Source organism: Acinetobacter sp. TSRC1-2, assembly GCF_049895885.1.
Classification (GTDB): domain Bacteria; phylum Pseudomonadota; class Gammaproteobacteria; order Pseudomonadales; family Moraxellaceae; genus Acinetobacter.
The window spans coordinates 1-15,876 of the sequence record NZ_JAFCTF010000015.1; the positions used below are offsets into that span (position 1 = coordinate 1).

A 15,876-nucleotide genomic window follows, 5' to 3' on the forward strand; every position below is an offset into this window, starting at 1 on the left:
AGGAACGTAAGATCAGACAGGAGTCAGATCTAAGCATCAAATACGAAAAAGCCCAACAGGATGTTGGGCTTTTTTATGCTTGATCAATTATTGTGTAATGCAGCTTGCAGATAATCATAACGATCTTCCAGATGCTAAACATAATCGCTTATGTTCTGACTCATAATTTTAAATTGAGTGTTTTTAGCCATATAAAAAAATTCATCTGCATAACAGCTGACTCTGTCGATTGGGCCTAATTTGAAGCAAACACTTGTCTTAAATAATCTCCATATACTCAGTGAATTAGGTTCCAAATAGGCAGAGAAATCACTTTATTTTACTGGTGAAGTATAAATGCTTAAAAAAGCAACCGGAGTTGTCTTGGTAATCAATAGTGATGTAGCGCACATAATAAAACTGTGATCAGATATAAAAAATGATGAACTGGACCGATCTCCTCCAACACTATGGTTATTTTGCTATTTTTATTGGTAGCTTTTTTGAAGGTGAAACTGTTCTCATGCTTGGAGCATATGCTGTACATCAGCATATCTTTAATTTCTGGTTATTAATTATCGTTGTCATGCTGGGTGGGTTTTTGGGGGGATCAACTCTATTACTAGATTGGCAAACACTATGGCATCGAATTTATTAAAAAGAGGCCAAAATTGGCGCAAAAGTTTGAGCAGGCAAACCAAGTTATTGAAGATTATCCTGTGTTAACTATTTTACTGATGCGGTTTGCCTGGGATTACGGATAATTCTCCCTATTTCGATTGGAGTGAAAGGCTATCCTTTGCTGAAATACATGCTGGTGAATATTACGGCATGTTTTATCTGGGCATTTGTTATTGTGAGTGTTGGCTTGCAAGTGAGTCATTGGTTACATGTGTTCTGGCAGAAAAACTTACCCTATCATCACGATTTTTATATTGTCGCTAGTGTTATCGCGTGTATGGTGATAGTGCGTATTGTTTACAGCATTTGCACTTATTACCGCAAAAAATAATTTAAACAACTACAGTTCAAGAAACCTAGAAAAAAGCATAAAAAACCCGCAATAATGCGGGCGTTAAATCATTCAAAAATTAATTAAATATAATAACTGGTTTTTGTCATTAACTTTGAAATGCCTGTCATTGCAATACGTACAGGCGCGGGTAAATCTACACCCCCAGCATTCAATGCTGTATCTCTATGATGCAACTCATCTTCATTCATTTGTACCAGAATTTTACGCGAACGCTCATCTTGCTCCGGCAACTGCTTGATATGGTCTTCTAAATGCAAGCTCACTTGACGTTCAGTTTCGGCTACGAAACCTAGGCTGTATTTATCGCCGGCAATTCCTGCAATCGCTCCCATACCAAAGGACAGGCCGTACCAGACCGGATTTAACAAGCTGGTATGGCTATCCAGTTCTTTTAAGCGGTCTTCACACCAAGCCAAATGATCTTGCTCTTCAAGAGCGGCTTGTTCCATTTCACGGCGTACATTGGGCAATTTTGCAGTGAGTGCCTGACCATGATAAAGCGCCTGCGCGCATACTTCACCGCTATGATTCACTCGCATTAAACCGGCAACATGACGTGCTTCACTGACACCGAGTTGGGTTTCCACAGCACTGCCTGGATTTTCACGCTGTGCAGAGGTCGTTCCGGGAACCAGACTGCGAAGCGCTTGATCAAACGAATGAATAAATTTGTCGATACCGGTATATTGACGCATAAAATTAATCCTCTAAAGCTTCTTGTTGCTGTGCTGCAAGCATTGGCTTAAGCCTGAACAGGAGCCATGTAGTGAAAATTGCGCTTAGAATAGCAGTAATACTGAAAAGTATTTTAATATCAATCTTGAATATACTTAAGATGATAATCGAAAATATAGCAGAGGATACCATGAATACTGCATTTAAAATGTTGTTTGCCGCTACTATACGCGCACGATGTGAGCGTGGAGAAAAGGCTTGCATCATGGCGTATAAAGGTACGATATAAAAACCGCCACTAATTCCGAGTAATGTCACAGCCAGCATGACATGGTAATAGCTCCAGCCTTGGGTAAATACCTCTTTTAAACCTAGCATTTCACCGCTACGTTCAGGCACAAAAGCTAAACTTGCTGCCAAATAAAAAGCAAAAACCGTCAAACCAATAGCACCTACCGGCACCATCTTTAAATTGACTTCTGTACCACCAATTTTACGGCACAACAAAGAACCCACACCAATCCCGACAGAGAAGAATGTTAAAAGTAGACTTACCACATTTTCAGAGGCATGCAGGTTTTGTTGAGTTAACTGCGGAATCTGGGTCAGATAGGTTGCCCCATAAAACCAATACCAAGAATTACCTAATAAAATCAGAAAGATAATCGGTAAGCTTTTGGCATATTTTAAGGTCTGAAAACTGGTTCTAAAAAAGTTCCAGTCAATTTTAAGATCAGGTGAGGTTACATTTTGCTTTAACACAAAACGACTTGAGATATAGCCTAGAACAGCAATAGTGACCACAGTCAGGCTAATCCAGAACAGATTGCCATCTGATGCAGAAATCACGGCACCGCCTAAAATCATACCAATCAAAATGGCAATAGAAGTGCCGGACTGGAACAAGGCATTTCCGGACATCAATTCATTGGGTTTCAAAATTTCAGGCAAAATGGCATATTTGATTGGACCGAAGAAAGTCGAATGCACACCCATTAAAAATAAAGCAGTTAATAATAGCCATAAATGACCCAGTAAAAAGCCAGCAGAACCAATCAGCATAATCACAATTTCGAGTATTTTAATGCCTCGTACCAGTTGTGAACGTTCATATTTATCTGCAATCTGTCCGGCTGTAGCAGAGAAAATAAAATAGGGTAAAATAAACAATAAGGCGGCGAGATTATTCAGGGTGCTGACACTGGCGCTTTGCTGATTGATCCAACCATAGGTAATAACCAGTAACAGGGACTGTTTATAGACATTGTCATTCAGTGCACCGAAAAATTGAGTGACAAACATTGGTAAAAATCGACGTGTAGCTAAAAGATGTTCATTTTTTTCCATGGTTTATGGGCTTCATTAAGTTTTATTAAGAAATGTGAGCATTTGGTAAAATACTATAAAAAATCATGTATTATATTTTCAACCTATACTTTTGTGAAAATTCCAATAGATTTGAGCTTGTTAGAAAGCTGATTTTGGGTATTTCCATTACAAATATTATATTAGTTTAGAGTTCTTTATGCTTGCAAAACTGAATTTTAAAAAGTCGACTCTTACACTAAGTGTCCGCTCTTTCATAAAGTGGGATGATCAACATAAACAATTTTGTTTTAGTCTCTTTTTAATATTACTTGCCCAACAAAGTTTTGCACAAGTAACTGAGCCGAATACAACGGTCACTCAAGCAGAATTTCAACAACAACTCAAGAGTGAAGCTGTTAAGCAAGGGATGGATAGCCCTGAAGAAATAGAAAAAATTGAAAATTTTCAGGAAAATAAAACTGAGCTTAATAGTTTGCAAATGCTGCAACAACAAGAACAAGCAAGCCAACCTTTAGAAGAATTTAAACCGATTGAGTTTGAAGATTTAGAAGAACTGCCCATTGCGCCAGTCAGCCAAGCAATGGCAGACGAAATATTCCGTGAGGCGGAAAATGCGAAAATTCAAGCACAACAATATCGTGCTGGACAAGTTAATGAAGTAGTGGTTTCCGACGCTACTCAACAAGAACTGGTAGAAATTAATCAGGCACCGGTGAATGTCGATCAATTGATGTCGAGCATTCAAGACGACAGCAAAATTGTGGTTGAAGCCAATGAAGCAGGAAAAACTTTACCTGAGTTAGCGGCTGCAGATGAAGTTGAAGAACCGAATTTCTTTAAGCGTTGGTTATACAAAATACGACCATCAAGTCAGTTGAATACTGCAAAAGTTCCACGGATCACTGCCGATGTAGTATTTGCCTCGGTACAAAACCCTAGCGAGGTTTCAAGTAAGGCTTATACGCAAGCCTTGGAAAATTTAAAAGATAATCTTAAGGGTAAACTTTCCAGTTTTACTCAGGAATCCTTTAGTGATTTTCCTTCGGCACTGCCACAATTAAGAACCATGTCAAATCAGGCAGCTCAAGCAGTCGGTTTTTATAATGCCAAATTTAAATTTGAGAAACTCAGCGAGAATCGGGTTCGGGTAAATGTCACCCCCAATTCACCTGTGCTGATTAAAGAACAAAATGTAGAGTTTAGTGGAGCAGGTGAACAACAAGCGCAGTTCCAGGTCATCAGTGTATTACCTGATCAAGATATCGGTGATATTTTCAATCATGGTTTATATGAACAAACCAAAACACGTATTAGTAATGCAGCGAACAATAATGGTTATTTTGACAGTTACTGGCGTTTGCATGATGTAAAAGTTGCCCAACCGCAAAATACGGCAGATATAAATTTACGTTATGAAACAGGTGATCGCTACAAATTAGGACCTGTAGAATTTCGTATGAGTGATCCTTCTAAGCCGTTTCCAATCGATATGGATGTGTTGCAAAGTATGGTTTCCTGGGAAGATGGGGCCGATTATACTTTTTGGCGGGTCAACGGCCTGGCCAATAACTTAACCAACTCGCGTTATTTTAATTACACTTTGGTTGATGCTGTACGACCAGATCCCATTGAAAAACAGTTAGAACTTCCACCTGATATTCAAGCTTTGGTGGATCAGCAGAAAATATCAGAAAATGAAGCGAGCGTTCAGGATAAAAAACAGGCTGTTTCTTCAAAAGAAGTTACTCAATCCGTGGTTGATGAGACACAATTTGCGGGTAAAACCGATACAGAAGCTGATCAAAATCTGCGTCAAATGCGCGTAGAACAAGAAACCAAAGAAACTGAAGAAGAGCGCTTAAAAGCTCAAGCACGTGAAGAAAAGAAAATCCCGGTAATTGTGACTTTAAATGCTGACCGTTTAAATAGTGCAGAAATCGGTGCCGGTTATGGTAGCGATACCGGCGCACGTATTCGTGGTCAGTACCGCCGTGCCATTGTGAACCGCCGTGGCCATTCATTTGATGCCAACCTGGAATTATCCAAAATCCGTCAGTCGATTGACGGTCGCTATAATATTCCTTATCACCATCCCCTTAATGACTATATTAGTTTGGTGGGCGGTTATGAGCGCGAAGAACGGGATGACGTTGCACAGGGCAATGGATTGATGATCGAATCTGCAGTTGCGGGTGTGGATCGAATTATCAAAAGACCACGCGGAAGTTGGCAACATACTTTTGGTTTACGTTATCGTTTAGATCGTATTACACAAGAGGGTGTCGTAGATGCTGCAGAAATTCCGGATGCATTTTTAGCAAATGCGAATGAGCAGCAACAATCATTATTATTTGGCTATGAAGTTGCTCGTACCACCAGTGATAAGCGCGTCAATCCAGGCAAAGGCTTTAGACAAAATTATAAAGTTGAACTGGGCAGTGAAAGTTTATTATCCGATGCTGATATGGCCATTGTGAATGCGGGTTGGCGCTTTATCTATTCATTAGGTGAAAATGATAACCACCAGTTTGTAGGGCGTGGTGACGTAGGTTATATCTTTGCACAAGATTTTACTAAAGTGCCTTATAACCTGCGTTATTTTACGGGTGGTGACCAAACTGTTCGTGGTTTTGATTATAAAAGTCTATCGCCTGAAGAAAATGGATTCAAAATTGGCGGGCAAGCTTTAGCTGTAGGTTCGTTAGAATATAACTATCAATTTAAAGAAGGCTGGCGTGCAGCCGTATTTAGTGATGTGGGGAATGCATATGACAAAGATTTTAATACACCAACCGCATATAGTGTTGGTTTAGGGGTTCGTTGGGCCTCGCCAATTGGCCCAATTCGTGTTGATGTGGCTTCAGGTATTTCTGATGACGATCATCCGATCCGTATCCATTTCTTTATTGGTTCACAATTATAATTTTTAGGTTTTAGAGAGCATTATGGCTGAAGTAGAACAGCAACCAGAGACAGAAACACCACGACCAAAAAAACGTCGTATTTTGAGGAGTGTGCTATTCACACTGCTTATTGTGTTGATTCTGCTTATTGCTTCCTTCGCTGTGATGTTTACTACCGATAAAGGCAGTAAATTCTTACTGGACCGGGTTTTACAGAGCCAAAAAATTATTGATTACGAATATGAAAGCGGTAATCTTTTACATGGCATTATTCTAAAAAATATTCGGGTTACCTTAAAACCTGTAGACGTTAAAATTGATCGTGCCGATGTGATTTTGGGTTGGCGCGCAATCTTGAAAAAAGAAATTCATTTGAATCGTGCCGATGTACGTAATCTGCAAATTATCAGCAAGAATCCAGCAAGTGATGATCCTTTTAAATTTAGTGTAATCCGTTTACCTTTTGTTTTACGCGTAGATACGGCTGATATTGACCATCTACTGATTAAAACTGCAACCAGCAGCGTGAAATTTAATGATATTCATTTAAATAAGGCACTTTGGTCAGGTACAGAACTCAAGTTTGAAGATTCCCGTATGGATATGGGTTATCTGTCAGTAAAAAATGCGACTGGAGATATGAAATTTGAAGGGAAATATCCTTTAAATGCTGTCGCTGATGTAAATATACCGTCCCTGAATAAAAGCTTGAATATTCATGATATTAAAGTCGTCGCCAGAGGCACCTTAGATACCATTCAAGCTGGTGTAGCAACCAATACCCCCGATTTATTAACCGGTTGGGCTGTAGTACATCCGGTACGTAAACATGTACCGATGTTTGGGGAGTTGCAGTTTAAGCAATATCACTGGCCATTGATGACTGAACAGAAGCTGTTTACTAAAGATGGTGTGGCGAAATTCAATGGTGATATCGAGCGTTTAAATATCGATGTTGCGACGGACCTAAGCGGCAAAAATATTCCACAAGGTCAATATAACGGAAGCATGCATACCGATTTAGTTCATCAACTTGATATTAGCAATTTAAATGGTCAGCTCATGAATGGCGCCGTGAATGTCGCAGGTGTGGTGAGTTGGAAAGACCAAGTCACTTGGGATATGACGGGTCGTTTGGACAAGATCAATCCAAAAGACAAACTGATTCCGCTCGTGATTCAGGATTTTCTACCGCCGAGTCTGGATGGAAAAATTGCTTCTAAAGGCAGTTTAGACAAAGGCATGCATTTGACCGCATTGGTTGATTTTGATCGTTATGAAACATGGAACCTAAAGCTCGATCAAGATGAGCAAAAAGGTAAAAAGCCAAATCCGATGCTACTTGACGTGGCGTGGAAAAATATTGACCGTGTCGTACCCTATATAGGTTGGTTAAGCAGTAAATCAGGTGATGTTCAACTGGCATTGGTAGAAGGAAAACAGGATATTCATGTTGCAACTGCTGTGACTAAGCATGACAAGGGCATGTTGCCTGAAGGTTTATATAAGGCACAGCTCAATCTTAAAAATAATAATTTGAATGTACCAAGCTTCAGCTACGTGGCAGGTAAAGGGAGCTTGAGCGGAAGTGCAAAAGTCGAGTTGCCGACTGAAAAACGTCAATTAAAATGGAATGCCATTGTTAACGCCAAAGATTTTAATCCGCAAACCGTGGTTGATGCTGCACCGGTTAACTTATTAAATGGCCAAGTTAAAGCTGATGGTTTTGCTAAACCCAATCAGCAGATTATTCATTTAAATGCAATTAACTTGACCGGTCGTCTGGCACAGCAAAATAACAAGGAAACCGTTCGCTTAACTGGGCGTAGCACCGCAGCCATTTTATTCAACGATCAAAAATCGGGTGGCGCCTTTAAAAGTTTTGCCGTCAATTATGATGGTGCATTAAATGCCAGTCAGATTCCGGTCAGCGAAGGCTTACTCAAGTTTAAAGTTTCAGGTACACCTGAATTGATTAAAATTGCTGAATTACAGCATTCAGGGATTGCTGGTAAAATTTTTGCCAGCGGTTTAGTCAATCTTAAAAATGGCATTGGCTGGAATGTAAATGCATCCCTGGTCCGATTCAAACCGCATTATTTTGTGTCCTCTGTACGTGGTGAGCTATCTGGTAATGTGAAAACTGAAGGGGTTTGGTCCGATACCCTAAAACGCATTAATATTGAAAAATTAAATTTAGCCGGTATCATTAATAATAAACCTGTTCGTGGAACAGGGAATTTGGCAATGGTCATTGATTCAAATCAAAAAGGCTTCTTGCCCAAACAGTTTGAAGCCAATAATTTGTATCTGTCCTATGCAAAAAACCAGATTCAAGCGACTGGTAATGCACAAAACTTAAGATTAAAAATTAATGCACCTGCCTTGTATGAAATTTATAGTGGGCTTCGTGGCCGTGCTTATGGCTATTTAAATGTGCAATCTCAACCACGTTTGCAAGCGACTGCAAATCTGGCGGTAGATGACTTTGGTTTTAATAATTTATTCAGTGTTAAAAAATTACGTGTACAAGGTGAGTTACCAACCTCTGAACTTACTCCAGCGCTCATGACGGCGAAAATGGAAAGTTTACGTAGTGGTTCGCGTGAGATTCAACAAGGTGAAATTTCACTGGCAGGCACTCGTAAAGCTCATATATTGAAAGTTCAGGCAGAAAACAAAATTTCCAAATTTTATGTGCAATTGGCGGGTGGTTTTAATGCACAGAATGATTGGCTGGGGCAAATTCAGAAAGGTGATTTTGACTCTTTACGTGCTCGATTAGTACAACGTCAAAATGCCTCGGTCATTTACAGTTCAGCGAAATCAGAATTGTTTGTCGGTGCCCATTGTTGGTCAAGTCAGCAGAGCCAGTTATGTTTCGATCAACCGATTCGTGTCAGTAAAACCAGAGGAAATGTATCCTTTGTTACCCAAAATGTCGATTTGAATGATTTTGCTGCATTTATGCCTGAAGGTTTGGCAATTACCGGTAAGGTGAATGGCTATGCAAAAGCAGCATGGGCGCAAGGTGCCAAACCGAAAATAGATGCAAGGCTGGTAACACGCAATGGTGTGATTGGATTGGCAGCTGAAGACCCACAAGATATTGGTTCTACATTAAGTTACAACGAAATTGGCCTTATTGCGAAAAGTGTAGCCGAAGGTTTACAAGTTCGTTTAGATGTCAAAACTCCGGAAATTGGTACCGGTTATGCCAATGTGATTATTGATCCTTATAAAGCTGATAAACCAATGCGCGGTGAAGTGGCTTTCGACCAGGTACAACTTAAAGTCTTTAAGCCATTCATCCAGGACGTTCGGTCACTTGCGGGAACCTTGTCTTTTGCAGGGAAAATTGCAGGAACCCTGACTCAACCTTTATTTAATGGTGAAATGCGCCTGAAAGATGGTGCTATCAGTATGATTTCATTACCGGTGAACTTAAGCAATATCCAGGTGTATTCATCTATTCGCCAAGATCATGCCAGTATTAATGGCGCATTTAATAGTGGTCAAGGTGTAGGGGCATTAACGGGTAATATAGATTGGAAAAATGATCCGCGTATTCAATTGCATTTAAAAGGCGAAAATTTGCTGCTTCGCCAAGCACCATTAATTACGGCAGTAGTCACCCCAGATTTAACGCTGGATGTCTTGCCATTCAAGAAAAAGTTGAGCTTAAATGGCAAGGTTGAAGTGCCACGTGCCTTAATTTCAATGCCTGAAGCTTCGGCACCGGTAATTAATGTATCGTCTGATGTACGTATTGTTCATGAAGGACAAGATCAGCTCGCAATATTGAGAGCAGCTCGACCGTGGGATATTCGTGCAGATGTTATGGTGAATCTAGGCAATCAAGTAATTTTCCAAGGTTTTGATAGCCGTATTCCACTACTTGGACGTTTATATTTATCACAACGCGGGCTTGAAACAGCAATGCGTGCCAATGGTGCAATTGGTGTTAGTCAAAAGGTAAAAATTGAAGCTTATGGGCAAAGTTTGGATTTGAATCGTGCGATTGCCCGTTTTAATGGCCCTTTATATAATCCAACCTTAGATGTTGACGCCAATAAAAGTGTACAAGGGAGTACAGTGGGTGTGCGGGTTACAGGAACGGCCACTAGCCCAAATATTCAGATCTATAACGATGCTGGTTTATCGGAACAGGAAGCTTTAAACGCCATCATTACCGGTCGTATTAATGAAGGTGCCAGTGGTATTAGTCAATCAGAAGGCTTTAAGTCAGATGTAAACAATACCATTGCTGCCGCAGGAATTAGTATGGGCTTGGGCGGTACACGTGCCTTAACCAATCAAATTGGTCGTACCTTTGGCTTGAGTGGTTTAGCACTCGATGCACAAGGAACAGGGGATGATACCCAAGTCAGTGTGACGGGTTATATTACGCCAGACTTGTTTATTCGTTATGGTGTAGGTGTGTTTACACCCGTGAATAAATTGACCTTGCGTTATCAAATGAATAAACGATTGTATTTAGAAGCGAGCCAATCCTTAGAACGAGCAATAGATCTATTCTATAATTGGAGATTCTAAGTTTATGAAAAATATGGTTTTTTGAATTGATTTTATTTGTTCTAAGATATCTGAGAAGTTGTTCAACTATGCGGATGATCAGCTTCTCATTTTATTTTGATATTAAGAATTATAAGAATGGGTCATTATCTAATGTTTCATAATCTGAAGAATTAAGAGTAGAAGCAAGAATCATTAAAATTCTAGCGTATAGAACAAAAGTGTCACCTAAATAGATCTCTGCTGTGAAACTGACCAGACCAATTAGTAAAAAACATATGCACGAAACTAGGCAGCATATACGTCCGATATTAATTTCCACTCAATAAAATTGAGGTATTAGATTGTGGGGCTAAATTATAAAAGTTAAATTAAAAATATGGCTTATCTAATGATTAAATATACTATTTGTAAATTGAATATCTGTGTAAGATTTAAATATGAAGGTGGAAACTAGAGGAGTAAACAATTAAAAAGGACACACTGATAATAAGGCTTTTATTTATTAGTAGAAATAATATTTTTATAAAGCCCAGATGTGAAAAAGCGAGAGTGGACTCTCGCTTTTTACTCTTAAACTATCTTACTAATGTAAGAAGAATTTTAGAATTATAGTGCTACGATGTTTACAGCATTCGGGCCTTTTTGACCTTGAGTAATGCTGAATTCAACTTGTTGGCCTTCAGCCAAAGTTTTGAAACCAGAGTTAGCGATTTCGCTGAAGTGAGCAAAAACGTCAGGACCGTTTTCTTGTTGAATAAAACCGAAACCTTTAGTTTCGTTGAACCACTTAACAGTACCTTTAACAGTATTAGACATAATACAATCCTATAAACTTTAATATTTTTTGGTTTATTTAAAAACCCGGTGTTAACTTGAAAATATGAATGGAACTTTAAATCTGAAAAACGAAGGATTATGACTAAAACTGCGAAATACAAAAAGATTTACCAGAACAAAACTATTTCTCTAGTTAAGATAAAGAATACAGGTGTATTTAAGAATATGCAAGTAAATATTTATCTATTGATGATTTTTATGGCTTATATTTGTAAATAAATAATTATACACATTAAATCAATAACTTATATTTTGGCTCTGCTTAGCTTTCTGTCGAGTTGAAATAAGGGTTAGATTCTATTGCATAGTTTTAAACCACTTTATTTGAAAATATGACTTAAATTCTTTCCGATTGGTCATTTTATGCATCCAAAAATACTGATTGGCTGACTTTAACCAGCTTTGATTATATTTTTATTATTCACCAGTGATTTTGAATTCAGAATCTAGTTAGGATTATGAATGCTCAAAAACGTTATTTTTCAATTGAAATTGAATAAAGTTTGCTTTGTTATGATTTAGGGCGTATAAAGCTAACTCGTTGATGCGGGATGGAGCAGTCTGGTAGCTCGTCGGGCTCATAACCCGAAGGTCGTTGGTTCAAATCCAGCTCCCGCTACCAACGAAAGAATACAGAGTTTATAGCCTAATCTACACAGATTAGGCTTTTTTTATGTTTTTCGTTTAAGTTTAAAGCTGGGTTTTTCCGTGTATAAAGGATGAGTTATTTCATATTTTCCTTAACTTTGATTATGATGGTGGGAATAGGAGAAGGTTCATGAATAAGTTATTCACTTTAGTCGTACTGGTTGCTTTAGTAGGTTGTGCTGAAAAAAAACCACTAACCGCCGAAGAGCAGTGGATGGGTTATTGTAAAAGTGTGGGAAATGCTGCAAACACGATTATGTATGACCGTCAGAATGCTATTGATAAAGCAGCGGCGTTAGAACATGCCAATAAAATTGAAGATGAAACGACAAAAACGTTCATCTTGGATATTGTTGAACAAGTCTATGCATTTCCATTAACTGAGATTACTGCAAATCCAGAAGCAAGTCGTAATCAGTTCAAGCAAAAAATTACAGAAAAATGTATCGCGACTCCCCATGGTAAGATGCCAGACTACAAACCGTTCTAAAGAACGGTTTTTTTATATTTATCGTTATCTTAAGGGTTAAAAATAGCCTAAGTCTAGTCAGTATAAATTGTGACATTTGAGTAAATCATAAATATAGAAAAGCTTATATAAATAGTGAATAATAAAAATAACTATAAAAAAACTAAGGAGCGCTATATGGATGTCGTGGGTTATTTACATAATGCAGACTTGCTCTTAGAAGATGAACAGGGTGTTATCGTGATGGGTGGCAGTCACTATGTACTCAGTTTGGGCGATAAAGTCTATCTTCGGCATATAATTGATCAAGAAACGAAGCTTTATCAGGTTCATATTTCATTTGCCAGCACAGAGCATGCTATGCTGCATGAAGATGAAATTCAGGTTAAATTTGAAGGTTGTCGCGATGATTTACGTGAATATATGAATGCAACGACAGTCCACTAAGGTTGAATATTTTTCTTTTTAAGAAGAGGGCAACATTAGGTTGCCTTTTTTATGTATGAGTTTCAGTCAAAAGTTAATTATCATTCTGATTAAAGGTGTACATTGGGGTGAGCTTGATCATTGAGTGATCAATATGGGCATCATTTAGATACTAAATAATGGACATCATAAAGAAACACTCTACTTGCATTAACTTTTAACTGGAATTTTAGTAAAATTTTGCAGTCCATATTATTTGTGAAGCTTTATACAAGCTGGAATTCACAGGTAATTTTTTAAAAAAGAGGAATAACACCGTGCTAGAAGCTTACCGCCAACACGTTGAAGAACGTGCCGCACTCGGAGTCCCACCGAAGCCACTTGATGATGCTCAAACAGCTGACTTGGTTGAACTATTAAAAAATCCGCCAGCTGGAGAAGAAGCATTTTTAGTTGATTTGCTAGAAAACCGTGTTCCTGCAGGTGTTGACCAAGCTGCTTATGTTAAAGCTGCTTTCTTGGCTGCTTTGGCAAAAGGTGAATCAACTTCTCCACTTATTTCTAAAGAACGTGCGGTTTACTTACTAGGTACTATGCTTGGTGGTTATAACGTTGCGCCTTTAGTTACATTGCTTGACGACGCTGAACTTTCTGCACTTGCTGCTGAAGCGTTGAAAAAAACTCTGCTTGTATTTGATGCGTTCCATGACGTTGCAGACAAAGCGAAAGCGGGTAACGCAAATGCTCAGGCTGTCATGCAGTCTTGGGCTGATGCTGAATGGTTCACGACACGTCCAGACGTTCCATCTGAAATTAAATTGACAGTTTTCAAAGTAACTGGCGAAACAAATACAGATGACTTGTCACCTGCACAAGACGCATGGAGCCGTCCGGACATTCCATTGCACGCAAATGCGATGTTGAAAAACGTACGTGACGGGATCAACCCAGAAGTTCCTGGTGAAGTGGGTCCACTGAATCAAATCAAAGAACTTATTGCGAAAGGCAACCAGGTTGCTTACGTTGGTGACGTTGTTGGTACAGGTTCATCTCGTAAATCTGCAACTAACTCTGTACTTTGGTTCTTCGGTGATGACATTCCGCACATTCCGAACAAAAAAGACGGTGGTTACTGCCTAGGTTCTAAAATCGCTCCAATTTTCTTCAATACTATGGAAGATGCTGGTGCGTTACCAATCGAGATCGATGTTGGCAACATGAACATGGGCGATGAAATCGTTCTTAAAATTGATCATGCTGCTGCTAAAGTCACTGCGTTCAAAGACGGCGCGCAAATCGCTGAAGCTGATCTTAAAACGCCTGTACTTCTAGACGAAGCTCGTGCTGGCGGTCGTATTAACCTGATCGTTGGTCGTGGTTTGACGACTAAGGCTCGTGAAGCTTTAGGTCTTCCAGTATCTACTTTGTTCCGGGTTCCGGTTCAACCTGCTGCGACTGGCAAAGGTTTTACTCAAGCACAGAAAATGGTTGGTCGCGCTTGTGGTCTTCCTGAAGGTCAAGGTGTACTTCCAGGTACTTACTGTGAACCACGTATGACAACTGTTGGTTCGCAAGATACTACAGGTCCTATGACTCGTGACGAATTGAAGGACTTGGCTTGCCTAGGTTTCTCTGCTGACCTTGTGATGCAATCTTTCTGTCATACAGCTGCGTATCCAAAACCAGTTGACGTTCAAATGCAACACTCGCTTCCTGATTTCATCATGAACCGTGGTGGTGTGTCTTTACGCCCAGGTGACGGTATTATTCACTCTTGGTTAAACCGTATGCTTCTTCCAGATACCGTAGGTACTGGTGGTGACTCGCATACTCGTTTCCCAATTGGTATTTCATTCCCAGCGGGTTCTGGTCTTGTAGCATTCGCTGCAGCAACTGGTGTGATGCCACTTGATATGCCTGAATCTGTACTTGTGAAGTTTAAAGGTAAAATGCAGCCTGGTATCACGCTACGTGACCTGGTACATGCAATTCCTTACTACGCAATTCAAGCGGGTGATTTAACTGTAGAGAAGAAAGGTAAGAAAAACATCTTCTCTGGTCGTATCCTTGAGATTGACTTAACAGAAATGGAAACTGACCTGACTGTAGAGCAAGCATTCGAATTGTCTGATGCTTCTGCTGAACGTTCAGCTGCTGGTTGTTCTATCACACTTTCTGAAGAGAAAGTTGCTGAATACCTTCGTTCGAACATCACCATGTTGAAGTGGATGATTTCTGAAGGTTATGGCGATGCGCGTACTATGGCTCGTCGTGTTGAGAACATGGAAAAATGGTTAGAAAATCCTAGCCTGATCAAAGCTGATGCTGATGCTGAATACACGAAAGTGTATGAAATTGATCTAGCTGACATTAAAGAACCTGTTCTTTGCTGCCCGAACGATCCAGATGATGCAAAACTTCTTTCTGACGTTCAAGGCGTGAAAATTGACGAAGTATTCGTTGGTTCTTGTATGACAAACATTGGTCACTTCCGTGCGACTGGTAAATTGTTAGAGAAAGTTCCAGGTGGTGCGTTGTCAACTCGTCTGTGGATTGCTCCACCGACGCGTATGGACGAACATCAGTTGATGGAAGAAGGTTTCTACAACATTTATGGTAAAGCTGGCGCGCGAACTGAAATGCCAGGTTGTTCATTATGTATGGGTAACCAAGCACGTGTAGCTCCGAACACAACTTGTGTATCGACTTCTACTCGTAACTTCCCGAACCGTCTAGGTCAGGGTGCTAACGTTTACTTAGCTTCTGCTGAACTTGCATCTGTTGCTGCTGTATTGGGTAAATTACCTTCTCCAGAAGAATACCAACAGTATGCAGCTCAAATTGACAGCATGTCAGCTGACATCTATCAATACTTAAGCTTCGATAAAATGAGCGAGTATACAAAAGCTGCTGCGAATGTTGATACGAAGAAAATTGCTGCTGCTCAGTTGACTTAATGAGCTAGGATAAAGAAAAGCCGAAAGGCTTTTCCCTAGCGCAAGAGTAAATCTATGATTTACTTTGATAATTAAGCA

At 39.6% G+C, this 15,876-nt stretch carries 10 protein-coding genes and 1 tRNA gene; 8 read left to right on the plus strand and 3 right to left on the minus strand.

What is annotated here, in order from left to right:
* Nucleotides 1–418 precede the first annotated feature (418 nt).
* Both ACP69Y_RS14215 and ACP69Y_RS14220 read left to right on the plus strand, forming a co-directional pair.
* Nucleotides 419–637, plus strand: a complete 219-nt coding sequence (locus tag ACP69Y_RS14215; protein ID WP_425919032.1) for a hypothetical protein — start codon at nt 419–421, stop codon at nt 635–637.
* A gap of 153 nt (nt 638–790) precedes the next feature.
* Nucleotides 791–991, plus strand: a complete 201-nt coding sequence (locus tag ACP69Y_RS14220; RefSeq protein WP_425919034.1) for a hypothetical protein — start codon at nt 791–793, stop codon at nt 989–991.
* 83 nt (nt 992–1,074) lie between these two features.
* Here the strand turns inward: ACP69Y_RS14220 and coq7 are convergent, their stop codons facing one another.
* Nucleotides 1,075–1,710, minus strand: a complete 636-nt coding sequence (coq7, locus tag ACP69Y_RS14225) for a 2-polyprenyl-3-methyl-6-methoxy-1,4-benzoquinone monooxygenase (RefSeq protein ID WP_425919036.1) — start codon at nt 1,708–1,710, stop codon at nt 1,075–1,077.
* A 4-nt stretch (nt 1,711–1,714) separates the two neighbouring features.
* The gene (locus ACP69Y_RS14230; protein ID WP_425919038.1) at nt 1,715–3,037 is read right to left on the minus strand and encodes an MFS transporter; all 1,323 of its coding nucleotides are present in this window, start codon (nt 3,035–3,037) and stop codon (nt 1,715–1,717) included.
* A 178-nt stretch (nt 3,038–3,215) separates the two neighbouring features.
* On the opposite strand from ACP69Y_RS14230, the gene ACP69Y_RS14235 reads away from it, so the two are divergent.
* The gene (locus tag ACP69Y_RS14235) at nt 3,216–5,942 is read left to right on the plus strand and encodes an autotransporter assembly complex protein TamA (protein ID WP_425919040.1); all 2,727 of its coding nucleotides are present in this window, start codon (nt 3,216–3,218) and stop codon (nt 5,940–5,942) included.
* 22 nt (nt 5,943–5,964) lie between these two features.
* The gene (locus tag ACP69Y_RS14240; protein WP_425919042.1) at nt 5,965–10,479 is read left to right on the plus strand and encodes a translocation/assembly module TamB domain-containing protein; all 4,515 of its coding nucleotides are present in this window, start codon (nt 5,965–5,967) and stop codon (nt 10,477–10,479) included.
* A gap of 588 nt (nt 10,480–11,067) precedes the next feature.
* Here the strand turns inward: ACP69Y_RS14240 and ACP69Y_RS14245 are convergent.
* A complete protein-coding gene (locus ACP69Y_RS14245; RefSeq protein ID WP_053577989.1) occupies nt 11,068–11,277 on the minus strand; it encodes a cold-shock protein in 210 nt (69 codons plus the stop codon).
* 566 nt (nt 11,278–11,843) lie between these two features.
* On the opposite strand from ACP69Y_RS14245, the gene ACP69Y_RS14250 reads away from it, so the two are divergent.
* From ACP69Y_RS14250 to ACP69Y_RS14265, 4 genes are all read left to right on the plus strand, one after another.
* A tRNA-Met gene (locus tag ACP69Y_RS14250) sits at nt 11,844–11,920 on the plus strand.
* 156 nt (nt 11,921–12,076) lie between these two features.
* On the plus strand, nt 12,077–12,436 hold the full coding sequence (locus ACP69Y_RS14255) for a hypothetical protein (protein WP_425919044.1): 360 nt from the start codon (nt 12,077–12,079) through the stop codon (nt 12,434–12,436).
* 156 nt (nt 12,437–12,592) lie between these two features.
* A complete protein-coding gene (locus ACP69Y_RS14260; protein ID WP_425919046.1) occupies nt 12,593–12,862 on the plus strand; it encodes a hypothetical protein in 270 nt (89 codons plus the stop codon).
* A gap of 296 nt (nt 12,863–13,158) precedes the next feature.
* Nucleotides 13,159–15,798 carry a bifunctional aconitate hydratase 2/2-methylisocitrate dehydratase gene (locus tag ACP69Y_RS14265; protein ID WP_425919048.1) on the plus strand — a complete coding sequence of 880 codons (2,640 nt, stop codon included), beginning with the start codon at nt 13,159–13,161 and terminating at the stop codon, nt 15,796–15,798.
* Nucleotides 15,799–15,876: the final 78 nt, after the last annotated feature.

What these genes read in the sequence shown, in the direction of transcription:
- ACP69Y_RS14255 (WP_425919044.1), top strand. Translation starts at nt 12,077, where the DNA reads ATGAATAAGTTATTCACTTTAGTCGTACTGGTTGCTTTAGTAGGTTGT.
- ACP69Y_RS14240 (WP_425919042.1), top strand. Translation starts at nt 5,965, where the DNA reads ATGGCTGAAGTAGAACAGCAACCAGAGACAGAAACACCACGACCAAAA.
- ACP69Y_RS14215 (WP_425919032.1), top strand. Translation starts at nt 419, where the DNA reads ATGATGAACTGGACCGATCTCCTCCAACACTATGGTTATTTTGCTATT.
- ACP69Y_RS14230 (WP_425919038.1), bottom strand. Translation starts at nt 3,037, where the DNA reads ATGGAAAAAAATGAACATCTTTTAGCTACACGTCGATTTTTACCAATG.
- ACP69Y_RS14260 (WP_425919046.1), top strand. Translation starts at nt 12,593, where the DNA reads ATGGATGTCGTGGGTTATTTACATAATGCAGACTTGCTCTTAGAAGAT.
- coq7 (WP_425919036.1), bottom strand. Translation starts at nt 1,710, where the DNA reads ATGCGTCAATATACCGGTATCGACAAATTTATTCATTCGTTTGATCAA.
- ACP69Y_RS14235 (WP_425919040.1), top strand. Translation starts at nt 3,216, where the DNA reads ATGCTTGCAAAACTGAATTTTAAAAAGTCGACTCTTACACTAAGTGTC.
- ACP69Y_RS14245 (WP_053577989.1), bottom strand. Translation starts at nt 11,277, where the DNA reads ATGTCTAATACTGTTAAAGGTACTGTTAAGTGGTTCAACGAAACTAAA.
- ACP69Y_RS14220 (WP_425919034.1), top strand. Translation starts at nt 791, where the DNA reads ATGCTGGTGAATATTACGGCATGTTTTATCTGGGCATTTGTTATTGTG.